This window comes from Acinetobacter sp. NyZ410 (assembly GCF_022828975.1).
Taxonomy (GTDB): Bacteria; Pseudomonadota; Gammaproteobacteria; order Pseudomonadales; family Moraxellaceae; genus Acinetobacter; species Acinetobacter guillouiae.
The window spans coordinates 1,663,811-1,686,376 of the sequence record NZ_CP094620.1; the positions used below are offsets into that span (position 1 = coordinate 1,663,811).

The 22,566-nt window shown below is 37.8% G+C and carries 19 protein-coding genes; 13 read left to right on the forward strand and 6 right to left on the reverse strand.

Annotation, left to right across the window (positions count from 1 at the left end; genetic code table 11):
• Positions 1-11: 11 nt before the first annotated feature.
• The 5 genes from hutG to MTO68_RS07865 all read left to right on the forward strand — a co-directional run bounded on the left by hutG (position 12) and on the right by MTO68_RS07865 (position 6,521).
• Entirely contained in the window at positions 12-932 is a 921-nt protein-coding gene (gene hutG, locus MTO68_RS07845) for a formimidoylglutamase (protein ID WP_244015557.1), read from the forward strand.
• A 36-nt stretch (positions 933-968) separates the two neighbouring features.
• A complete protein-coding gene (locus MTO68_RS07850; protein ID WP_004721791.1) occupies positions 969-2,240 on the forward strand; it encodes a Glu/Leu/Phe/Val dehydrogenase in 1,272 nt (423 codons plus the stop codon).
• Between the two features lie 951 nt (positions 2,241-3,191).
• Complete coding sequence (locus MTO68_RS07855) at positions 3,192-3,650, forward strand: lysozyme inhibitor LprI family protein (protein ID WP_244015558.1); 459 nt, start codon at positions 3,192-3,194, stop codon at positions 3,648-3,650.
• A gap of 104 nt (positions 3,651-3,754) precedes the next feature.
• Positions 3,755-4,279, forward strand: coding sequence for a hypothetical protein (locus MTO68_RS07860; protein WP_244015559.1), 525 nt, complete (start codon positions 3,755-3,757; stop codon positions 4,277-4,279).
• Between the two features lie 664 nt (positions 4,280-4,943).
• Entirely contained in the window at positions 4,944-6,521 is a 1,578-nt protein-coding gene (locus tag MTO68_RS07865) for a sensor domain-containing diguanylate cyclase (protein ID WP_244015560.1), read from the forward strand.
• A 391-nt stretch (positions 6,522-6,912) separates the two neighbouring features.
• Here the strand turns inward: MTO68_RS07865 and MTO68_RS07870 are convergent, their stop codons facing one another.
• Positions 6,913-7,548, reverse strand: a complete 636-nt coding sequence (locus MTO68_RS07870) for a TetR/AcrR family transcriptional regulator (protein WP_004820248.1) — start codon at positions 7,546-7,548, stop codon at positions 6,913-6,915.
• 110 nt (positions 7,549-7,658) lie between these two features.
• On the opposite strand from MTO68_RS07870, the gene MTO68_RS07875 reads away from it, so the two are divergent.
• A complete protein-coding gene (locus MTO68_RS07875; protein WP_244015561.1) occupies positions 7,659-9,179 on the forward strand; it encodes an NAD(P)/FAD-dependent oxidoreductase in 1,521 nt (506 codons plus the stop codon).
• A gap of 88 nt (positions 9,180-9,267) precedes the next feature.
• On the forward strand, positions 9,268-10,104 hold the full coding sequence (locus MTO68_RS07880) for an SDR family oxidoreductase (RefSeq protein ID WP_244015562.1): 837 nt from the start codon (positions 9,268-9,270) through the stop codon (positions 10,102-10,104).
• 186 nt (positions 10,105-10,290) lie between these two features.
• Here the strand turns inward: MTO68_RS07880 and MTO68_RS07885 are convergent, their stop codons facing one another.
• Positions 10,291-10,914 carry a LysE family translocator gene (locus MTO68_RS07885; protein WP_244015563.1) on the reverse strand — a complete coding sequence of 208 codons (624 nt, stop codon included), beginning with the start codon at positions 10,912-10,914 and terminating at the stop codon, positions 10,291-10,293.
• A gap of 10 nt (positions 10,915-10,924) precedes the next feature.
• Positions 10,925-11,500, reverse strand: coding sequence for a PilZ domain-containing protein (locus tag MTO68_RS07890; protein ID WP_004820257.1), 576 nt, complete (start codon positions 11,498-11,500; stop codon positions 10,925-10,927).
• 23 nt (positions 11,501-11,523) lie between these two features.
• Between MTO68_RS07890 and MTO68_RS07895 the strand changes: the two genes are divergently transcribed.
• The 3 genes from MTO68_RS07895 (at position 11,524) to MTO68_RS07905 (ending at position 16,040) form a co-directional block, all read left to right on the forward strand.
• Complete coding sequence (locus MTO68_RS07895; protein WP_004721775.1) at positions 11,524-12,759, forward strand: lipoprotein-releasing ABC transporter permease subunit; 1,236 nt, start codon at positions 11,524-11,526, stop codon at positions 12,757-12,759.
• Positions 12,752-13,450: a lipoprotein-releasing ABC transporter ATP-binding protein LolD gene (gene lolD, locus MTO68_RS07900; protein WP_244015564.1), complete on the forward strand. Its 699-nt coding sequence runs from the start codon at positions 12,752-12,754 to the stop codon at positions 13,448-13,450. Before MTO68_RS07895 ends, lolD begins: the two co-directional genes overlap by 8 nt.
• Before the next feature lie 163 nt (positions 13,451-13,613).
• Positions 13,614-16,040, forward strand: a complete 2,427-nt coding sequence (locus tag MTO68_RS07905) for a DNA internalization-related competence protein ComEC/Rec2 (RefSeq protein ID WP_244015565.1) — start codon at positions 13,614-13,616, stop codon at positions 16,038-16,040.
• Here the strand turns inward: MTO68_RS07905 and MTO68_RS07910 are convergent.
• Positions 15,999-16,955 (reverse strand): lysophospholipid acyltransferase family protein, encoded by a 957-nt coding sequence (locus tag MTO68_RS07910; RefSeq protein ID WP_244015566.1) that lies wholly within the window; start codon positions 16,953-16,955, stop codon positions 15,999-16,001. The genes MTO68_RS07905 and MTO68_RS07910 overlap by 42 nt on opposite strands.
• Before the next feature lie 137 nt (positions 16,956-17,092).
• Here MTO68_RS07910 and sppA point away from each other — a divergent pair, with 137 nt between their 5' ends.
• Together sppA and MTO68_RS07920 are read left to right on the forward strand one after the other, a co-directional pair.
• Complete coding sequence (sppA, locus tag MTO68_RS07915) at positions 17,093-18,124, forward strand: signal peptide peptidase SppA (protein WP_244015567.1); 1,032 nt, start codon at positions 17,093-17,095, stop codon at positions 18,122-18,124.
• Positions 18,125-18,447: 323 nt separating this feature from the next.
• A complete protein-coding gene (locus MTO68_RS07920; RefSeq protein ID WP_016539044.1) occupies positions 18,448-19,260 on the forward strand; it encodes an alpha/beta hydrolase in 813 nt (270 codons plus the stop codon).
• 252 nt (positions 19,261-19,512) lie between these two features.
• Here the strand turns inward: MTO68_RS07920 and purN are convergent, their stop codons facing one another.
• Together purN and purM are read right to left on the reverse strand one after the other, a co-directional pair.
• Positions 19,513-20,145: a phosphoribosylglycinamide formyltransferase gene (gene purN / locus MTO68_RS07925; protein ID WP_004721762.1), complete on the reverse strand. Its 633-nt coding sequence runs from the start codon at positions 20,143-20,145 to the stop codon at positions 19,513-19,515.
• Between the two features lie 9 nt (positions 20,146-20,154).
• Positions 20,155-21,225 carry a phosphoribosylformylglycinamidine cyclo-ligase gene (purM, locus tag MTO68_RS07930; protein ID WP_004721761.1) on the reverse strand — a complete coding sequence of 357 codons (1,071 nt, stop codon included), beginning with the start codon at positions 21,223-21,225 and terminating at the stop codon, positions 20,155-20,157.
• Positions 21,226-21,360: 135 nt separating this feature from the next.
• Between purM and cxpE the strand changes: the two genes are divergently transcribed.
• Positions 21,361-22,563 carry a chloramphenicol efflux transporter CxpE gene (gene cxpE / locus MTO68_RS07935; RefSeq protein WP_004721760.1) on the forward strand — a complete coding sequence of 401 codons (1,203 nt, stop codon included), beginning with the start codon at positions 21,361-21,363 and terminating at the stop codon, positions 22,561-22,563.
• The last annotated feature ends 3 nt before the right edge of the window (positions 22,564-22,566 follow it).

Below are 22,566 nucleotides of genomic sequence, written 5' to 3' on the forward strand. Positions count from 1 at the left end.
TGATATTAATAATGAATCATTCATTTAAGTGGCAAGGACGACAAGATGGGGAAGGTGATGCTCATCTTCGTCTCCATCAAGTGATCAATACCAGTCATCAGGCATCTTTTGCTTTTATTGGCTTTAGCTCAGATGAAGGTGTTAAACGCAATCATGGACGCTTAGGTGCAGCTGATGCACCAGATATGATTCGTGCGCAATTGGCAAATTTACCTGTACATCAACCTGTGACCATTATCGATTTAGGCACAGTGCTTTGTGATCATGCTGAACTTGAAATAGCACAGGCAGAATTGGCGCATCAAGTCGAACGTAGTTTAAATTCCGATATGAAGCCGATTGTGTTAGGCGGTGGGCATGAAGTTGCTTTTGGCAGTTTTTCTGGCTTATTTCAATACATTCAAAATAATCATCTGAATAAGAAAATCGGCATTATTAACTTCGATGCACACTTTGATTTGCGTGAAGCTGAACAGGTCACTTCAGGCACACCTTTTTTAAATGCAGCTAAACTATCAGAACAGTTTCATCAAGAATTTAACTACATGTGTATCGGCGTTGCCAAGCATTCAAATACTAAAATTTTGTTTGACACAGCAGAGCGTTTAAACTGTAATTATATTTACGATTATGAATTAAAACTGCAAAATGTTGAAAATTTAATCTTAAGAATAAATAATTTTATTAAAAAAGTAGACTATTTGTATATTACGGTTGACCTTGATGTATTTAACGCTAGCATTGCGCCGGGTGTCAGCGCACCTGCGGTGAAAGGAATCGACTTATCTATTTTTGACCCATTATTAGAAGCCATTAAAAAAACTGGCAAGATCAAAGTTTTTGATGTGGCTGAATGTAATCCGCGGTTTGATTTGGACAACAGAACTGCCAAATTAGCCGCTTATATCATTTTTAACTACATATTTGATTGATGATTCAAGTGACTTCATCAAAAGGATAAGCAAAGTATGTCTAATTTATCTTATATCTCTCAAAATAACGGTCCATGGTCTACCTACCTCGAACAAATCGAGCGAGTTACACCATATTTAGAACATCTGAAAGATTATGTCGACACGTTAAAGCGACCAAAACGTGCTTTGATTGTCGATGTGCCGATTGTAATGGATGATGGCACAATCCGTCATTTCGAAGGCTATCGCGTTCAACATAACTTATCGCGTGGTCCAGGTAAGGGCGGTATTCGTTACCATCCAGATGTAGATCTCAATGAAGTGATGGCACTTTCTGCATGGATGACCATTAAAACTGCGGTTTTAAATCTACCTTTTGGCGGTGCAAAAGGTGGTGTTCGTGTTGATCCTCGTCAGCTTTCTCCACGTGAGTTAGAGCGCTTAACTCGTCGTTATACCAGTGAAATTAGCCATATCATTGGCCCACAAAAAGATATTCCAGCGCCGGATGTTGGTACCAATCCCAACGTTATGGGCTGGATTATGGATACATATTCTTCGGGTCAAGGCCATACCGTAACAGGTGTTGTTACAGGTAAGCCAATTCATTTAGGTGGTTCTTTAGGACGCATTAAAGCAACGGGGCGTGGTGTATTTATTACTGGTCAACAAGTTGCTGCAAAAATTAAACTTCCTTTAGAGGGTGCACGAGTTGCTGTCCAAGGTTTTGGTAACGTTGGTAGTGAAGCTGCATATCTATTTGCCGATTCAAAATCTATTATTGTAACGATTCAAGACCATACAGGGACGATTTACAACCCTCAAGGTATTGATTTAGCTGCTTTAAAAACCTATTTAGAAAGCAATCAAGGTGTGGGTGGCTTTGCGGGTGCTCAAGCGATTAGCGATGAGGATTTCTGGGATGTTGAAATGGATATCTTGATTCCTGCCGCATTGGAAGGTCAAATCACGGTTGAACGCGCACAGAAATTAACAGCGAAATTGGTACTTGAAGGTGCAAACGGTCCAACTTATCCAGAAGCAGATGATATCTTAATCCAACGTGGTATCACGGTTGTACCTGATGTGATTTGTAATGCGGGTGGTGTAACGGTCAGTTATTTTGAATGGGTTCAAGATATGTCGAGCTACTTCTGGTCGGAAGAAGAAATCAACCAAAGACTCGATAAATTAATGGTTCAAGCGATTAATGACGTATGGCAGACCTCAAATGACAAAGTATGTAGTTTAAGAACGGCTGCATTTATTTTAGGTTGTGAGCGTATCTTAAAAGCACGTATGGAACGCGGTATTTTCCCAGGCTAATTTATTTGTTGTAAGCGTGACCTTAGCGTATCTTCGCTAAGGTCATTTTTTTATCTGTTTAAAATGTATTTTAACGGTCTATTTAAACAGCGAATTTACACAATTCATTGAATAATAATTATCTTATATAGCGTCTTGTATTGCACAGTAATAACATCTCAACGATCTGATTTCATCTTAGCAGCAACTTTGTACTGCCTTATTTTGCATATAGATTTGTGCTGTTAATTAGATAGAGTAGTCAAACCACCTCATTGTTCATACACATTATTTCTATAAAACCTTTGATGATAAAAGAGGATTATGTTTTTGTGTGAACTTTTAGAAACTGTTGGTTATCAATTCATTTTTTTGTAATTTTGAATCCTAGATGGTTATTCTACTGTGGGGCGACAGGGATGTCGCCGTTGGGCGGGGGTACAGGACGTACCCCTCGCCAAACATGAGCAAAAACAAAGCACAGCTTTGTTTGCAGCGCAAGGTTTGGCATTCCTAAGAAAAGTGAGGCATCGCCTACGCAAGGGTATTTAAACTTTGAAAGTAAGGTGTGGCATTGTAAGCCTTCTTACAATCAAATAATTTATTTTTCCATGCAATTGATTTAATTGGAAATAATTAATTAATAGAAATTATATTTATGCGTCTGAGTTTTTCTAACAGGTTGACTATAGAAACACATTCTAACCTTACGCTACTGCTTGTGCTTTAAGCAAAGAAAAACTTTGTTCTCGTTCAGCATGCAATGTAATAAAAATTCATAGGCTTAATTCTAGCAATGTCGAATTATATGGATAAACCTAAATATAGTCTGAATAAAATGGCTTAAATTTTGTAAAGTATTTGCCTTTTTATGGTTTTAATTTCACATGAATTAAACTATAAAGTATAGCTAGTATGTGAATAAATTATAGACACTTCTGCAATAAACCTTTTTAGAAAGTAGTTAAGAATATGAATAAAATATACTCAAAATACATCTATATTTTGAGCATTGCTAGCTTATGTAGCTTTGCGACTTTGTTATCAGCTGCACCGACATTGCAATACTCAAAAACCTACCAAAGCTGTATAAATACAGCAAAAACCACAGAGAACAAGCAACTGTGTATCAGTGCAGAGCATTTAGGTCAGAATGAAAGATTAAATCAGGCGGTAAAAAAACTAGCACCTAAGCTCTCAGCATATCAACAAAGCAGATTAACTGATGCTCAAGCAGAGTGGCGATCTTTGCAAAATTTTAAAGATGATCAATGTGATCAAGCTGCATTTGATGATGAAAATGCAGTTAAACCTTCGGGTAAAAACTTAACCGCATTGGATTGTGACCGACAGTCGCTTGAACGTGTGGCTGAACGCGCTTATGAATTGGAACAAGGCAATGTGCGGGCTGAGTATTATCTTGATCCATAATTTATGATTGCTCATGATGTCTAAAGCATCGAAGTGTTTTATAAAAAAATTTTATTGGTTTTAGTGTAGATAAATCACCAGCGTAAGCAAAAGGAAACTTTCTTATGATCAGTAAACAACAATTGACAACCAGTACAAGCAATAGCCGACAACACCAGAATAGAGGGGGTAAACATAGAGCCGCAGCTGTTTGGACTGTATTTACTTTCGGCTTGTTACTCACGGGCTGTGTTTCAACACCTAATCCTGTACAACAGGCTGCTGATAAATTGGTTGGGCAACATGTAAATAAAGCAATCGGAATCTTTGGCTCACCAACTTATCGCGTCCCCGCGAGTAAATTAGGTGGCTCTGCAATGTGGGAAAATTCGATTGTTTCACAACGTGTCGTACAGCAATTTGTACAAACGGGGACTGAATATGCAGGTCAGCGTGTCGTTGGCCAAACCGGCGGACAAGGGGTTGTTGGCGCTATTTATGAAAATCAATATCGTCCAACAGGGTACTATCAAAATGCCGTACAAGAGCATGCTCAATACCTTTGTAATATCACAGCACTGACGGGTCCAGGTGATATTATTACGAGTATTATGGTGATCGGATGTAAACAGAGCAAAGATGGTTTGTGATCCTTAAAAGCCAAATATAGCTTTAATCTGACAGATATACGATAAAATGGATAACTGTCAGATACGGTTGGCGAGAGTATCATTTTTAGAAGGCAACGATGATCAAAATATTCTGTTCAAAGGCGCATACATCTATTGAGCAAAATCATTCTTATTCATGTGTCTTTTCTATTTATTTTTCCCTAAATTTTTCTAGGGTGGAACAGTTAAAATAAACAAAGATAATGGTGTGATTTAAATCATTTTAAGCATTTCACTCAATAGAACATATGACTTTCGAAATACACTAAAATGATGTGCAACTTCAAGCAATTCTTAGTTAGCCTCATGATATCTGTAGTGCCTATAGTAAAGGCATATAGCCATGGGGAAATAAAATAATACAGGTATTTTTCTGGTTTAATTTACAGCTTATTCAGTTTATTTTTATGAGGCAATATATTCGTCATTTGCTCATTTTCGCATGGTTTATATACTGATTTAAAGTCGCTAAAACACCATTGACCAAAGCCAAATGATTATCTTCAAGAAATTTTCTTAAAAATTATGTGAAGGGAAACCATTTAAAAATCATGAAAATAAATTAAACAATGGTAAAAATATTGTAGTAATACTAAGTAAAAAAGAATAAAATTCAATCAAATGCTGTTTTGCAAATGACCTCATGAAACTGAAAAAACTCATATTTTGTTTAAAGTTAAATCTGAGAAAACTTATTCTTTTTTTAGCAATATTCAGCATCGCCATTCTATTTATTGCTTCACTTTTCGTGAATTATTCTATTCAAAAAAAAGAACTATTAGATACTTCTCTTTCAGTAAATATGGAATATGCCACTAAGATTGCCCAAAAAACGGATTCTCAAATTCAGACTGTATTAAAGCAGTTAAATTATAGTGCCACTTTACTGGGGGATTCATTTAATGACGAGCAATTTAAACAGTCAGAAGTAGACCGACTTAAATTTCAATCGAATTACTTTGACAGTGTGATTATTTCAGATAAATACGGACATGTACTGAATTATTCACCGTCAAAAATTGCCATTAATAAAAATGTGGTGAATACAACACTTGGCTTTAAACAATCCATTGAAACGCAAAACACGGTGATCACAAGCCCATATTACTCAATCAAAAACAATTTAATTGTTTTTATTTCACAGCCTATTTTTGATAAAAACAAAAAGTATCTGGGCTTTATTGGTGGGGCAATTTATTTAAAAGAAAAAAATATCATTAATGAATTATTAACACTGAGCTTTAACTATAAAGACAGCTATATGTATGTATTGGATAGCAATAGAAAAATTATTTTTCATCCCGATGCGAGTCGAATCGGTACTCTTGCAACAGACAATACCGGTCTTAACTATATGTCTACTCATATGATTGGAAAAATAAGACTGATCAATAGTAAAGGGGTAGATAATTTAGCGGGTTTTGCCCGAGTAAGTCATACCAACTGGATCATTGTTTCACAACAACCAACCCATAAGCTTTTAGAAAAAGTTCCATATCTGATTTATAAAATTATTGCTTATATGCTTGGTTTTTATATTTTAATCTTTTTGATTATTTGGAAGATATCCTATTATATCTCAGCACCATTAAATCGCTTAGCAACCATGGCGAGCCATCTCAATAATCCAGAGACCGCAACTCAAATTAAAATTGTAGATGCCTTATATTATGAGGTAAGAAATTTTAAACGTTCACTGTTACAGAGCTCTTCAAATTTTAAGAAAAAAATATCTACGCTCAATCATTATGTAAATACAGATCCGTTAACAGGATTTTATAACCGTAGAGGGATGGAGTTACATATTGAACGCTTAATGAAAAATGACGCACCATTTGCAATTATTGCTGTGGATATCGATTATTTTAAAAAAATTAATGATCAATATGGACATGAAAAAGGCGACTTAGTCCTGACCAAGACTGCACAGAATATTAAAGATTGTGTGAGAAGTATTGATGTTTGTTGTCGAATTGGTGGGGAAGAATTTGTGATTCTAAGCCCTATCGATAACCAAAATTTAACCATTAATATTGCAGAACGAATTCGGCAGGCATTAGAAGTAACACCAATCGGAGAAATACCTGCGATTACCGTGTCGATAGGAATAGCACATTGGCCTGAAATTTCTACCGATATCCATAAGGTGTTTAAAGCTGCTGATGAATATTTATATCTGGCAAAAAAAGATGGGCGTAATTGTATTCGTTATAAAAAATAGCATTTAAAAATGCAAAATTATCTTCAATAAAGATCTTTCATAAATCAAAAAATGATCATGTGGAGTGAATCATATTGGTATTGAAAGTTCCTTCTTCCTCTGGGAGAAGGCTAGGATGAGGGGGATTTTATATTGATTTATGGTTTTAAAAAGGACTTATGAAAGAAGTCTAATATTTTATCTCATTAAAAACTGCACATAATCTATGTTATGGGCAGTTTTTAAGTAAATTTAAGTATTATTTCAATCTTAGGATAAAAAGTGAAAAACTGTATTGAGGCTATATCTCCATCCAAGGGAGACATTCATGTCTTCACAAGATAACCATAACCCGTAGGATTGAATGAGATAAAGAAAACAGTTTAATTTATATTCTGTTGATTGCTATAAATCAGGCTGATGGCTTAGCAACTCCGCCAATGATTAATTCAATAATCGAATCGCCATAGTTTTTTAAACCTTTCAGATCTTCAGGGTTGGCTAAAAAGCGTAAAGCCCCATTGGTAATCATCCCAATGATATTATGCCCAGTATTTTCACAATCTAAATTCTCACGAAAAAAGCCAGAATCTACCCCGTGCTTTAAATAGTTGGCAGTAAAAATACCCGCCATTTGCATCAAGTTTTGAATAAATCTGGTCATTTCAGCATCTATTGAGGTTGCTTCAAGTAATAATAATTTTAGAGTTAGAGGATTCTCTTGTGCAAAAAGACGGAAGCGTTCAGAAATTCGCTGACATTGTTCACGGTACTCTTCAATATTATTCACTGCTTGAGGTGCATTTTCACCGGTAAGTAATGCCATGATTTTTTGCATGGTATCAGAAATAACATGCTGCAAGATATCGCGTTTATTTTCAAAATGGCGATAAAAAGTACCATGACCAATGCCTAAGCGTTTGGCTATATCTGAAATCGCTGTTTGATGGTATCCACGCTCAGAAAATTCTAAAAACGCAGCTTCTAAAATATCAGCTTGTAATTGGATACGTTGGCGTTCTGCACGAGTTAAAGTTGGTTCATTCATAGGCAAAGAATACCAAATAAATATTCAAAATTGTTAAACAATGGAAATTGACAAGTCATTCCGTTTTTGACATTGTATTCCTATTGTTTATATTCTAAGCGATTTTCAACATGGAACAAATGAAAAAAAGTACCAAAGATAAAAACTTTTATAAAGTGATTATCGTGGGTGGTGGTTTTGCTGGTCTTGGTGCAGCAATCAAATTAAAACAAGCAGGGATTGAAGATTTTATATTGCTGGAAAAGGCTGCTGAAATGGGCGGGGTCTGGCGTGAAAATACCTATCCGGGTTGTGCCTGTGATGTACCATCGGCGCTCTATTCATACTCTTTTGAACAAAACCCTGCATGGTCACGGGTCTTTGCACAGCAAAAAGAAATTAAACAATATTTATTTGATGTGGTCGATAAGTACAAGGTCATGCCACATGTGCATTTGAATCGTGAAGTTTTACAAGCACAGTGGTCCGATGTGGAACATTGCTGGATTATCCAAACCGAACAGGGCGAGTTGCGCTCTCAATTTGCAATTCTTGCTTGTGGTCCTATGCATGAACCTGTATTGCCTAATGTTAAAGGTATTGAAAGCTTTAAAGGAGAAATTTTCCATTCTTCACAATGGCGGCATGATTTGGACTTAACAGCTCAACGAGTTGCGGTGATTGGTACAGGTGCTTCGGCCATCCAGTTTGTTCCGCAGATTCAACCCCAAGTTAAACAACTGATGATCTTTCAACGTACTGCTCAATGGATTTTGCCAAAGTCTGACATGCCATTACTTGCACCTGTTCGTGCCATGTTTAAGCTGTTACCGCTGACTCAGCAGCTGATGCGAGGCTCAGTCTATGGAATTTTTGAAACGATAAATGGTGGAATTCAAAGTCCTGCGGCAATGAAGCAATTCCAAAAATTAGCCAAATGGCATTTAACTTACCATATTAAAAATCCGCGTCTACGAGAAAAATTAACCCCCAATTTTATTATTGGTTGTAAACGTATTTTACAATCCAACAATTGGTATCCCGCTTTAGCACAAGACAATGTGGAGGTGATTGCCAGTGGTTTATCTGAAATTAAAGGGAATACCTTAATTGCAAGTAATGGTGAACATTGTGAAGCGGATGTGATTATTCTGGGTACAGGGTTTGAGATTGCAGAACCACCCATTGCCAATCGTGTCTATAACCGTTTTGGGCAGCGTATGTCAGATGTTTGGCAGGGGAGTCCTGAAGGCTATATGGGGACAATGATAGAAAATTGTCCAAACGGCTTTCTGATGTTTGGCCCAAATGTCGCTGTGAGTTCCTCAGCATTTATTATCATTGAAGCTCAGCTCGATTACATTATCGATGCTTTGAAACAGGCAATTCAATTGGGCATCAAGACCATTGAACCAAATCCCAAAATCACCAAAGTTTTTAATGAAAAAGTCCAAGCAGCTTTGCAAACCACAGTATGGAATAAGGGTGGATGTCAAAGCTATTTTATTGATCGCAATGGACGTAACAGTACAGTTTGGCCATGGTCAACCTATAAACTCCGAGAAAAGATGAAACATTTTAATTTAGCTGAGTATCTGATTGATCATCAACCTGAACCAAGCACATGCTTAAAGCAAGAAGATGTTGTATGAAAAAGAGATTTTAACTTTCATCATATTCAAACCTAAATAAAGAGGATGGATATGAAATTTAACAAGATTTTAAATAAAGGATAACGCAATGTTTAAAAAACAAAAATTAAAAGACAAAGTGATTGCGATTACTGGTGCCGCACGTGGTATTGGTTTAGCTACCGCGGAAGCTTTAATTGCACAAGGTGCAAAAGTCAGTATCGGTGATCTCGATTTAGCACTTGCTGAAAAAGAAGCACAACGTATTGGTGCCAAAGCTTTTAAAGTGGATGTGCGTGATCGTGAATCATTTGCCCAATTTATTCAAAACACCATTCAACATTATGGCAGTCTTTATGCTTTAGTGAATAATGCTGGGATTATGCCGATGGGGGCTTTTCTGGATGAAGATCCCGCTTTAGCAGATGCACAGATTGATATTAACTTTCGTGGTGTCATCATTGGAATGCAATTGGCACTTCCTGAATTGCTTAAATATAAACAAGGCCATATTGTTAATATCGCATCACTTGCAGGGCGCTTTGCCTTACCGGGTTCAGCGGTTTATTCAGGGACTAAATTTGCTGTGATTGGTCTCACCGAAGCAGTTGCAGGTGAGTTTCGTGATTCTGCTATTCAGTTCACTGCAATTTTACCCAGTAAAGTGCTAACAGAGCTCACCACTGGAACTGAAAATGCGGCAAAAACGATTCCGGCGGTGACACCACAACAGGTTGCCGATGCAGTTGTGAGTGCATTGATTAAACCACGGTTATTTATTGCGGTACCTGATTACTTGCAAACAGTACATAGTGCTTATGCTTTATTGCCGCAATGGGCGCAAACAGGTGCCCGTCGTATCTTGGGGGATGATGGTATTTTGACTAAGCTTGATCATTCTGCCCATTCAAGTTATGCCAAGCGAATTCATAAGTTGGCAGAATAATTGCTTATCAAAAAGAAACTTTTTAAATTAGTACATTTGACTCAAAGTAAATACTCCACTTTGAGTCGTTTTTTATGGGTGTGGCTAAGATGGATATCATTGGATATACGTTGATGCGTATTACTATATAGCTGGTTCGGCTACATCTTATTGAAAAATTTTAAATTTATATTAGGTTGCTTGGTTTTATCTTTTGGAGCTCAGCATGATTTGTGTTGCTAAGCCAAAAAACACCGTACCCATAAACCATTTTTGTACTTTTAACCAAAGTGCGTGACGATTTAAAAATTGGGTAAATGAACTGGCAGTAAAAATCAACAGCATGTTGACGAGTAGGCTAATCACAATTTGCACAAAACCCAAACTCAGCGTTTGCACTAAAACATCGCCTTGGTGTGGTTTGATAAATTGTGGCAACAAAGCTAAATACATCATCGCAATTTTAGGATTGAGTAGATTGGTCAAAAAGCCCATCAAAAATAGTTTTGAATTAGAATAAGACTGTTGACTGGCAATCTCAAAAGGCGAGTGAGGAGAGCGAATTGCTTTCCAGCCAAGATAAATCAAGTAGAGCGCACCAGCAATTTTTAAAACATCGTATGCAACTGGAATCGTCATTAATAAAGCGGTGATCCCAAAAGCAGCACACAGCATATAAAATACAAAACCGAGCGCTGTGCCGCCCAATGAAACCATTCCCGCAGTTTTGCCCTGACACAAGGACCTTGAGATCAGGTAAATCATATTTGGGCCAGGGGTGAGTGCCATACCTAAGGCAATCAAGGCAAAAGCGAATAAAGTAGAGTCCATATGTGTAATATCAATTATTCTGTAGGGTGATGTTTTGTTGAATACATTCAGCCAGTTTGACTTTATCTTGTGGATGTAAGGTAATGAAGTAAGCACCTACACGATATTGCTCATTATCAGCAGGTTCTGAGTACGCAATTTGTGCCGTTGCTGCGATATGGAAGAAATTTTCAGGATGACTCAGGGTGACATGAATAAAGCTACCTTGTTTCATGTATTGTTGACTGGTAAAACTGAAGCCACTTTCAGAAAAATTGACTTTTTGTGGTGTTGGTAACATGGTTTGTACAATAGAATCGTAAAGAGAACCAGTAATAAGGTTTAACTTTTGGTTGAATAAGGATAAGATTCGAGCAATTTGTTGATCTTTTTCATTTAATTGTTCTAATTCGTAGTGAAGTGCATGATCAAATTGATCTAATTCTGCAAGTAGTAGAAAATAGCGCGGTAATACAAAATTAGCATCATATGGATCGTTCAGCGCAACTTCTTCAGAAATGATTTGATAGTTGATCCTTAACGCAGCATCGATTCGTGACATGACACGACGTTCATTTGCTTCATTTTGATGCTGTAACGCTTCCATAAAACACCTCGGACTAGAATGGTATGTTTAAACCAATCTCGCTGTATATAGGGTTGAGATACACTCGCGCACGGCGTAGTAATCACTTTATTTCTTTTATCGCTTTGGTTTCCATGATCGGTCTAACCTTAGGGGTTGCTGTACTGATTACAGTTTTATCTGTTATGAATGGTTTTGACCGAGAGTTAAAGAACCGTGTTTTAGGTATGATACCTCAAGCCACTGTTTCTTCAACACAAATTCTAACAGACTGGCCTGTGCTTGCAAAGAAAATTGAACAACATAAGCATGTAACTGGTGTTGCTCCATTTACACAACTACAAGGTATGCTTACCGCACAAGGACAAGTCGCTGGGATCATGGTGACCGGTATTGAACCTCAATATGAAAAGAAGGTTTCAATTATCCAAAATCATATGGTGGAAGGTAGCATAGATCAACTAAAAAAAGGTGAATATGGCATTGTTCTAGGCAAACAAATGACTGATGCGTTAGGCCTTGGTCTAAATGACAATGTTACCTTGGTTTTACCTGAAGCAACCCCTTCGCCAGCAGGCGTTGTACCACGTTTTAAACGTTTCAAAATTGTTGGTATTTTTAGTATAGGCGCAGAAGTTGATTCGAGTTTAGGTTACATCGCACTCAATGATGCATCTACACTATTACGTCTACCTGACGGTGCGCAAGGTGTGCGTATGAAACTGGATGATATTTTCCAAGCGCCACAGGTTGCCAATGAAATTGTTCGTGAGTTACCGAGCGGTTTCTATGCCTCAGATTGGACCTATACGCATGGTAATTTATTCAGCGCAATCCAAATGGAAAAGGCAATGGTCAGTCTATTGTTATTCCTCATCGTGCTTGTTGCTGCGTTTAATATTGTCTCTTCATTGGTCATGGTTGTGACGGATAAAAAATCAGACATCGCGATTCTAAGAACATTAGGCGCGTCACCAGCAACAATTACCCGCATTTTTATGGTGCAAGGGACTGTGATTGGTGTGGTTGGAACGGTTGCTGGTGCAATTTTGGGGATTATCTCTGCATTAGGAATCAGTAACTTTATTGGCTGGTTGAATACTGCATTTGGATTACATTTATTCGATGCTTATTTTATCAATTACTTACCTTCTTATTTAAGATGGCAAGATGTGGTGGTGATTGTAAGCTTGTCCTTGGGGCTAAGTTTTATTGCAACCATTTATCCTGCATTGCGAGCAGCTAAAATTCAACCTGCGGAGGCGCTTCGTTATGAATAGTGCTACACAAAGTCCATTGGTTTTAGAGGCACAAAATATCTATAAATCGTTTACAGATGGTAAATCGCATGTAGACGTGATTACAGGTTTATCTTTACAAGTCGGGCAAGGTGAGTTTGTCTCTATTGTAGGTTCAAGTGGTTCAGGTAAAAGCACACTCTTACATATTTTGGGCGGACTTGATCGTCCGACCCAAGGTCTTGTCAATTTAAATGGCAGACGTTTTGATAACTTAGGTGAAGCTGAACGCGGCTTTTTACGCAATGAACATTTAGGTTTTGTTTATCAGTTTCATCATTTATTGCCTGAATTTACTGCGCTTGAAAATGTCGCGATGCCGTTGATGTTAAGAAAAGATGCCGAGTATAAAAAGGTTAAAGAACGTGCTGAATATTTGCTTGAACGGGTTGGATTATCACATCGTTTAACGCATCAACCTGGTGAGCTATCGGGGGGGGAACGTCAACGTGTGGCTTTAGCACGTGCCTTGGTCACACAACCGAAGTTGATGTTAGCCGATGAACCGACAGGGAATTTGGATCGCAAAACAGCAAAATCTATTTTTGAATTACTGCGTGATTTGCGTGAGGAATTTAATATGGCTATGTTGATTGTGACGCATGATGAGCAACTGGCAAAATCAGCAGATAGAATCCTACATATGCAAGATGGTATCTGGATCGATGGTTAATTCAGCATTTATTTTGATGATATCATGCTGAATTGATGTATAATTTTTAGACTTAAGCCCAATCTGATTGGGCTTAATCAATAAATAAACACTGAAAACAATAAATAGAAAAACTATGTATATGTAAATTGCTTTAATCGGATGGATATTGGGTATCTCGTTTATGGGATATTATTCACCCGCTTATTTAAATCTCTTGATTTGGATCAGCTTAGCATTAAGCCTAGTGTTATGTGTATGTCGATGCTTAAACTATAGCTTGATCAATTCTGTTGTATTTAAGTTGGTTTCTCTTAGTGTAGTGGGGATATCAAGTGGTCTCTTTGGTTTTTATTATGCAGATTCCGCACTCGAAAAAAGATTAAGTTTACGTGATACACCACCTCATCAAATTGAAAAAATTATTTATATTTCTAACATAAATAGCATTAAGCAAACAGACTCATCCTCCAATACTCAATTGTCAAAAGCTCAACAGCGTATCCAACAAAAAGTATTGCTACTCGAACCCAACAAAGTCAGACAAATGTTGATGTATCTGGATGGCTCACAGTCTGAAATGATCCAGCTGGGGCAATATTATCGGGTCACAGGGCACATCAAACCGATTCATGGTTATGCTGTAGCAGGGGTGTTTGATAAAGAAAAATGGTTTCTACAAGAAAATATTCTGGCTGTATTCAAGCCCCAGTCAGTTGAACATATCGATGAAGATCAAGTGAAGCAATTGGGCTATAGCAGCTTTGTTGAGCAACAAAATAGCGTGCGATATAGAATTCAACTTAGTATCGAGAAATTACGTTTAAAGTTTCGCGATTTAATTGCCGCTTCTTCATTAAAAAATAAGGGCTTAGTCCTCGCATTATTGACAGGGGATGAAAGTCTCTTGGCAAATGAAACTCAAGACCTGTTTAAGACCATGGGTATTTCCCATTTACTTGCAATCTCTGGGCCGCACGTATTAATTTTTGCAATATTGTTTTGCTTTTTATTTAACTCAAGCATTAAAAAAGTTTATCCACAGATTTTTTTGAATATTCCACAACCTTATTTATTGGTTTATCCATTTTTAGCCTGTGTGGTGTTTTATAGTGCTTTTGTTGGTTTTGAAATTCCTGCATTAAGAACCATGCTAACAGTCTCAATTCTAAGCGTTATTATTTTATTCAAGCAAAAAATTCAACCACTTAAACATTTATTATTGACGGCCAGTATTTTATTACTGCTTGATCCTTTTAGTATCTTATCTTCTGCTTTCTGGCTGTCCTTTGGTTCATGTTTTATTTTGATTCGCGTCTATCAAACGGTTCAACAACATGCTCTCCCAACTGTAGAGACATGGAAGACCAAGACTAAGCTATTTATACGGGTATTGATTGATTCACAATGGAAAATATTTATTGCATTACTGCCAATGGTGCTGTGGATTTTTCAACAATTTTCGTGGATTACACCCTTGAGCAATTTGCTTGCAATTCCAATGATCGGTGCACTGATTGTTCCCATTGAAGTTTTAGCCGCATGTATAAGTATGCTGTTTGAACCTTTGGGATTATGGCTTTTCACGATTTCTGATCTTTTATTGTCTATGTTGCTGTACCTACTGGAAAGATTAGATCAGCTACTCAATTTTAAATTGAATTGGTGGGCGTTTACTTCTCTAGAAATTGTTTGCATTGCTTTGGCTGTGTTTATTTTATTTTTGCCCAAAGGTGTGCTGCCAAAATTTTGGGCAATACTCTGTTTAATCCCCTTAGTGATTTCGCATAAGAGTTCTGCAATATTTCAACTAGATATCATAGATGTTGGGCAAGGGCAGGCCATTTTTTTAAACCTACCCCAACATAAAATGCTGATTGATACAGGCGGTTCATTTGATGAAGCAAGATTTAGTATCGGCAAAAATGTCATCATTCCATATCTGATGCGACAAGGGATTGCCCAATTGGATCAGGTGGTTTTGACGCATTTAGATCAAGACCATAGTGGTGCATTTGCAGAAATAGAGAAAGTGATCAAAATGAACAAAGTCTATTCAAATGAAACAGATGCACGTTTTAACCTGCATGACTTTGACTATTGCCATCAAGGACAATATTGGCAATATGAAGATGTTCGAATTTCCGTCTTGGCACCTGATAAAAATAGCCTAAGTAAAGCTGCCTATGATCGAAATGAACTGTCTTGTGTGATCTATATCCAAGTCCCTCAGTCAAAGTCATATCAAAACTTTTTATTGATGGGGGATGCTGGTTGGGAAACAGAATTTAAGCTGTTAACACAATATCCCGATTTAAAGGTCGATGTCTTAGTACTGGGTCATCATGGCAGTAAAAATAGTTCTTCTTATGCCTTTTTAAAGCAGTTACAACCTAAACTTGCGATTGTATCGGCTGGATATGCCAACCGTTATGGCCATCCACATCCAATTGTATTGAAACGGTTAGACGTGTTGAACATTCCAGTCAAAACCACGATTGAACAAGGCTCTATTCAATTTAAGCTAAATCCGCAAGGGCAGATGGAGGTGACCGGTTATCGCCAAACTTTAAAGTGGCTCACTTTCCGCAATCGCATCATTGCGGACTGAAGTGACCATTTCCATCGCTTCTTTATTGGGTACATTATAAATTTGTTTAAGTTTTGGATGAGCTTTAAAGCGTTTATAACTCCAGTGGTAGTGTTCTGGATATTGGCAGATTAATTTTTCCAGTGCAGTGTAAATGATATGCGTACCTTGATTGGCATCCACCTGATAGATCTTTTCATCAATCGACTGAACCACCATATCAAAACCCTGATTGTCATTTCTGATCGCATATAAGAAAAGTGCTTTGGATTTGGTCTTTTGGATCAGTTTGGCACTTAAATTACTCGAAGAGAGTGGAATCCCAAAATATTTAATCAGTTCTCCACCTTGGTGAGGTGAATGGTCAGGCAAAATCACGGTTGTACCACCTTGTTTTAACGCCCTAAATATTTGTCGTACCCCAGACTCATCTGTTGGAACCAATGTGGCATTTTCACGACTTCGCGCTGCACGAACAAAACGATCTGCACTTTCATCCTTAATCGGTTCATACATAATGGTCATTTGGGTATATTGGGCAAACCATGCATTCATAATTTCCCATGTACCGAAATGCGGCACGATCAATACCAGCCCTTTTTTTTCAGCAATGGCCTCATGAAAATAGTGTTCACCTTCAACATGATGAATACGATCGATATTTTTTTGATTGGAACTCCCCCAAACCGTAAAGAACTCCATATAAGATTGGAGTTCATTACGAATCGCCTGTTCTGTAATTTTCTCGCGTTTAGGTTTATCAAGATCTGGAAAGCAAATTTCAATATTTTGACGAATGGTTTCAGATGTTTTTGTGATATGTAATAAATTGACCAGTCCTGCCAAAATACGCGCGATAAAACGCGCGATTGGGATCGGCAGTCGGCTGAAAAAATTGAGGAGTCGCGAAGTTGTAGTCTTATGTTTATCAGTCATCTGGATCTAAAATTAATGCAGAAGTTAAGTAATGGTGAGATTTAGCAAATTATTATAAGTTAAATCGTAATGATTAAATAGATTATACGGATTCCGTGTATATAATGAAGCATGAATAATTAATTTGGATGGTATAAATGTCAGATTGGCCGCCGAAACCTCAAAATGACAATACAAATTTGAATTCCTCTTCGGGTCAACAGCCTACAGGACAGGAATGGAAGATCTTAGAGAAAGCCGTTCTTGCTTCAGTTGAAGAGCAACGTCGTACTCGTCGTTGGGGGATCTTCTTTAAAATACTCACTTTTCTTTATATTCTGTTTGTCTTAGTCGCACTGGGTAAGAGTTGTTCATTATCTGGTTCAGATGATGCAACAATAACCTCAGAGAATCATTTAGGCGTGGTCAATATTGTTGGTACGATTGATTCAAGCAGTCAAGGCGTAAATAGTACTGATACGATTAAATCATTAAAGAAAGCCTTTGAAGCAAAGTCTGCCCAAGCTGTTGTATTGAATGTGAATTCACCTGGTGGATCACCAGTTCAGTCTGATGATATTTGGCAAGAGATTCAGTATCTTAAAAAACAGAATCCAGAGAAAAAAGTCTATGCTGTGATTGGTGATATGGGTGCTTCAGGTGCTTACTATATTGCATCAGCAGCAGATGAAATTTGGGTAAATCCATCGAGTTTGGTGGGGTCAATCGGTGTAATTATGCCGAACTATGGTGTAAATGGTTTAGCCCAAAAATTAGGTGTTGAAGACCGTACCATGACTTCGGGAAGTAATAAAGACATACTCAGTATGACCAAGCCGATTAATCCAGAACAACGTGCGCATATTCAAGCTTTATTGGACAATGTTCATGATCACTTTATCGATGCTGTGAAAAAAGGCCGTGGTGAAAAGCTGAAATCGAAAGATCCAGCAATCTTCTCTGGCTTATTCTGGACAGGTGACCAAGCCATTAAATTGGGTATCGCAGATAAAGCAGGAAATATCGAAACATTGAAACGCGAATTAAAAGTGAAAAAGACAGTCAATTATACAGTTGAGCGTAGCCCATTTGACTCCGTTCTAGGCCGTTTAGGTTCAGAAATGGGGAATGGCTTAGGTGAAGCTGTGAGCCAAAAACTTGGTATGAACCAAGATGTGAAAATGCAATAGTCTAGGTTTTATGGATCAATAAACAGTAATATAGCGGTAGCATTGCTGTTTACTGATCCAACCTGTATGAAATAAAACAAAGTGTATGAAAAAAAGAAAAATGAAAAATTAAGCCAAGCACAATCTTAAAACACTATTTTCTTGTTACCTTAAGCCTTTATAACAGCTTTAAACCTGTTTAATTCATTTGAGTGGCATCGCTAAGTGTAAAATAAGAGCACGGAGTTCACTTAAAATGTTTAACTGAATCCTATTTATCGGCTACAGTATTTTCAATTCATCATATTTAGAGTGTAAAGCAAGACATGGTTAGCCTATCTCACATGAAACCTGTTATTCATTTTGCCCATGCCAATGGTGTGCCATCTCAAGTCTATACCAAACTGTTTGATTTACTGAAAGATCAATATGATGTGATTTATGTTTCTCTGTTAGGTACAGATCAACGTTATCCTATTGATAACAATTGGTCGAATTTTGCAGATCAAGTGATTGATAGTATTGTGCAACAGTCTAATGGACGTAAAGTAATTGGTTTAGGTCATTCATTAGGCGCTGTGGCAACTTTTTTAGCCTCATTTAAGCGTCCAGATTTATTTGAACAAGCGATTTTATTGGATCCTCCTTTGATTATGGGGACCGCCTCCTTTATTTTTAATCTTGCAAAGAAATTTTATCCTCAAAAAATCGATGCAATGACACCAGCACATCTCAGCATACGCCGTCGAGATCATTGGGAATCACGTCAACAAGCCGCAGAGTTGTTACGTCCAAAGGGGTTTTATCAACATTTTGATGCAGATTGTTTTCAGGCTTATATCGATTATGCGCTAACAGAAGACCATGTTCGTGGAGGCGTAACTTTGACTATTCCTAAAGATGTTGAAGTTGCAATTTTTAGAACAGGTCCTTCTTATTGGTGGTTACCGCATCCACAGCCACAAGTTCCTGTAAATTTGGTGATTGGTTCAGAGAGTCCTTTTTTAAAACGTAAATTTCCACAAATAGCCAAAAAGAAATTTAATATTCCTTTTACCCTGACGGCTGGAGGACATATGTTTCCTTTGGAACATCCAGTTGAAACTGTTGAATTAATTAAAAAGCTGATTCAACAAAATTTATCTAATACCCATTAATCAGTCGTTGAATGAGTGGCAGGTTGTACCTCTCGCTAAATAAAGGTTTTTTATTACGGCCTATTGCTAAAAAGTCAGCTGTTTTTCCCATAAATTGATTCAAATCTTTTTATGTCAAACGTAGCAGTTCAAGCGACTGTGCTGCTATAAACCTATTGTTATATAAGGTTACTACACAGACAAATTTCGTTTAGCCATAAAAAATGCATCCGAGGATGCATTTTTTCGACAGTATTTTAAATCAAGCAATACTTAAAGCTGGCAAAATTGAATTGGCTGTTTAAGTGCTTGTCCCTTATATAAAACCTGACCATTTTCCAAGTGTTGAATGGTGCCATTACAGATCCACTCAACTGCTTGAGGATAAATTAAATGCTCAAGTACATGTACACGTGCTGCAAGGGATTGCACATTATCATGTAGATCGACTGTTAAAACACCCTGAGTCAACGCTTGTCCAGCATCTAACTCAGCAGTGACATAATGCACAGTGCACCCGTGTAAAACATCACCGGTATTTAAAACACGTTGATGTGTATGCATGCCTTTGTAATAGGGCAATAGTGAAGGGTGGATGTTGACCATTTTCCCTTCCCATGCTTGGACAAATTTGGCACTGAGAATACGCATAAAACCAGCGAGAATGACTAAATCAACATCCCAATCCAGTAATTGTTGATGCATGACAGCATCAAAAGTTTCCCGATCAGGATAGTGTTTATGCTCAATCACCGTGGTTGCAATGCCTGCTTTTGCAGCGCGCTCTAAGGCAAATGCTTCAGGTTTGTTGGAAATGACCCCCACGATTTGCCCTGAAAGATTGGCATCAATCAAGGCTTGAAGGTTACTTCCACTGCCTGAGACAAGTACAGCAATTTTAATCATGTGAGAGACTTATGCAAAAATCACACGAATTTTTTCATCTGCGCCTTCAATAGAAGCCGCATTTTCTTGAATATGACCAATTGTCCATGCTTTTTCGCCTTGAGCAGTCAAAACTTCAATAGTTTTGTCAGCATCAGCAGCATCAACTGCGATGACCATACCCACACCACAGTTAAATGTGCGGTACATTTCAAATTGTTCTACAGCACCTTCACGTTGTAAAAGTTTGAACAATTCAGGCCATTGCCAAGACGATTCATTAATCACCGCTTGAGCGCCATTTGGAAGTACACGAGGTAAATTACCAGGTAAACCGCCGCCTGTGATGTGAGCCATTGCATGGACATCAACTTGTTTGCACAGTTCAAGCACTGGTTTTACATAGATACGTGTTGGTTCCATTGCAACATCTGCAAGCGGACGACCATCTACAATTTGAGTTAAATCGACGTTTTTCACGTCTAAGATTTTACGAAGTAAAGAATAACCGTTTGAGTGTGCACCAGAAGAGGCTAAGCCGATAAGAACATCACCTGCTTTTACTTTGGTACCATCAATGATTTTGCTTGCTTCAACTACACCCACAGAGAAGCCTGCGAGGTCATAGTCTTCACCTTCATACATTCCAGGCATTTCAGCAGTTTCACCACCGACCAATGCGCAGCCTGCAAGCTCACAACCTTTACCAATACCCGTCACAACATTTGCAGCAACATCAACATTTAAATGTCCAGTTGCGTAATAATCGAGGAAGAATAGAGGTTCAGCACCACATACAAGAAGATCGTTTACACACATTGCAACCAAGTCTTGACCAATGGTGTCATGACGATTTAAGTTCAATGCTAAACGTAATTTTGTACCGACACCATCTGTACCAGATACAAGAACAGGTTCTTCATAACCTTTAGGGATTCTGCAAAGTGCGCCGAAGCCGCCTAAACCACCCATTACTTCAGGGCGTGTTGTACGTTTAGCGACAGATTTGATTCGATCGACAAGTGCGTCGCCCGCTTCAATATCGACACCAGCGTCTTTATAGCTTAAACCAGTGTTTGGGGTAGAAGTTGAGTTGCTCATAATTGAAGTCTCCGCATTCGCGCGGGGATTATACCCGAATATACGAAACTCTTATGTTATTTCTGCACTAAAATGCTATCTTTATGAAAATATTTTCCCCTCCATAACGAATAAATTTGAAAAAGGCGTGATTCGATGCACGATCGGACTTTAAAACGAATTTTTATCCTTGCTGGAATTGCTTTAGTTTTATGGATTTTATATTTATTAAAACCTGTAGTGATTCCTTTTGTTGCGGCTTTTCTGGTTGCCTATTTATTTAGTCCAGTGGTGGATAAGCTGTCAAAAGTTTTACCAAGGTGGCTTTCTATTTCGGTGGTCTTTATTGGAATAGGCGTGTTACTGACTTGGGCAATATGGTTTGTTGTGCCCTTGGTTTGGAAACAATTAATTTATGCCCGTGACAGTATTCCTGCGGGAATCCATTGGGTGAATTCTACTTTCCTACCGTGGTTATCCAACAATTTCAATGTTGAACATATGGAATTGGATACAGACCAAATTTCTAAAGTAGTGATGGAGTATGTTCAGACCAACTATAGTGCGGACAGTATCCAAGCGATGGCTTTAAAAATTGCCCAATCTGGACTGAGTTTTATTTCGATCGGCGGAACAATTGTTTTAATTCCAATTATTGCATTCTATTTCTTGCTTGATTGGAAGCGGATGTTGGAACACTTAAAAAGTTTTATTCCTCGTCAATATGAAAGCAATGTACTTAAAATTGTTGGTGAATGTCATAGCGTTTTGGGGGCTTTTGTCAAAGGACAGTTCCTTGTGATGATTTTATTGGGAATCGTCTATGCCGTAGGCTTGCAGTTGGTGGGTTTAGAGGTCGGATTAATTATTGGTATGATTGCGGGGCTGTGCAGTATCATTCCATATCTTGGCTTTGGTGTGGGGATTATTGCGGCAGTGATTGCCTGTTTTTTCCAGTTCGGCTTAGATCCAAAACATTTATTAATGGTTCTGGCTGTATTTGGTGTAGGGCAGCTCATCGAAGGATATATTCTTCAACCGTTCTTATTGGGCGATAAAATTGGTTTATCTCCTGTAGCTGTGGTATTTGCAGTACTTGCGGGGGCTCAGTTGGGTGGCTTTGTCGGGATGTTGATCGCACTGCCAGTTGCAGCTGTTATCGTGGTTTTACTCAAGCATCTCAAAGATTTATATCAAGAAAGTCAGTTCTTTAAAGCAGAGGATACTTTAGTGACCATACAAAATAATGGCACTACTGAAACAATTTCAGTCGAAAGCGACAAAGTTGATCTTGATATTGAAGTTAAAAACACGCAAGATACTGATCAATCGATTAAAAATGATCAAAATCCACTTTAGGAA

Excerpts from the sequence above, each read along its gene's own strand:
- hutG (WP_244015557.1), top strand. The coding sequence starts at position 12 with ATGAATCATTCATTTAAGTGGCAAGGACGACAAGATGGGGAAGGTGAT.
- MTO68_RS07850 (WP_004721791.1), top strand. The coding sequence starts at position 969 with ATGTCTAATTTATCTTATATCTCTCAAAATAACGGTCCATGGTCTACC.
- MTO68_RS07855 (WP_244015558.1), top strand. The coding sequence starts at position 3,192 with ATGAATAAAATATACTCAAAATACATCTATATTTTGAGCATTGCTAGC.
- MTO68_RS07860 (WP_244015559.1), top strand. The coding sequence starts at position 3,755 with ATGATCAGTAAACAACAATTGACAACCAGTACAAGCAATAGCCGACAA.
- MTO68_RS07865 (WP_244015560.1), top strand. The coding sequence starts at position 4,944 with ATGAAACTGAAAAAACTCATATTTTGTTTAAAGTTAAATCTGAGAAAA.
- MTO68_RS07870 (WP_004820248.1), bottom strand. The coding sequence starts at position 7,548 with ATGAATGAACCAACTTTAACTCGTGCAGAACGCCAACGTATCCAATTA.
- MTO68_RS07875 (WP_244015561.1), top strand. The coding sequence starts at position 7,659 with ATGGAACAAATGAAAAAAAGTACCAAAGATAAAAACTTTTATAAAGTG.
- MTO68_RS07880 (WP_244015562.1), top strand. The coding sequence starts at position 9,268 with ATGTTTAAAAAACAAAAATTAAAAGACAAAGTGATTGCGATTACTGGT.
- MTO68_RS07885 (WP_244015563.1), bottom strand. The coding sequence starts at position 10,914 with ATGGACTCTACTTTATTCGCTTTTGCCTTGATTGCCTTAGGTATGGCA.
- MTO68_RS07890 (WP_004820257.1), bottom strand. The coding sequence starts at position 11,500 with ATGGAAGCGTTACAGCATCAAAATGAAGCAAATGAACGTCGTGTCATG.
- MTO68_RS07895 (WP_004721775.1), top strand. The coding sequence starts at position 11,524 with ATGTTTAAACCAATCTCGCTGTATATAGGGTTGAGATACACTCGCGCA.
- lolD (WP_244015564.1), top strand. The coding sequence starts at position 12,752 with ATGAATAGTGCTACACAAAGTCCATTGGTTTTAGAGGCACAAAATATC.
- MTO68_RS07905 (WP_244015565.1), top strand. The coding sequence starts at position 13,614 with ATGGGATATTATTCACCCGCTTATTTAAATCTCTTGATTTGGATCAGC.
- MTO68_RS07910 (WP_244015566.1), bottom strand. The coding sequence starts at position 16,955 with ATGACTGATAAACATAAGACTACAACTTCGCGACTCCTCAATTTTTTC.
- sppA (WP_244015567.1), top strand. The coding sequence starts at position 17,093 with ATGTCAGATTGGCCGCCGAAACCTCAAAATGACAATACAAATTTGAAT.
- MTO68_RS07920 (WP_016539044.1), top strand. The coding sequence starts at position 18,448 with ATGAAACCTGTTATTCATTTTGCCCATGCCAATGGTGTGCCATCTCAA.
- purN (WP_004721762.1), bottom strand. The coding sequence starts at position 20,145 with ATGATTAAAATTGCTGTACTTGTCTCAGGCAGTGGAAGTAACCTTCAA.
- purM (WP_004721761.1), bottom strand. The coding sequence starts at position 21,225 with ATGAGCAACTCAACTTCTACCCCAAACACTGGTTTAAGCTATAAAGAC.
- cxpE (WP_004721760.1), top strand. The coding sequence starts at position 21,361 with ATGCACGATCGGACTTTAAAACGAATTTTTATCCTTGCTGGAATTGCT.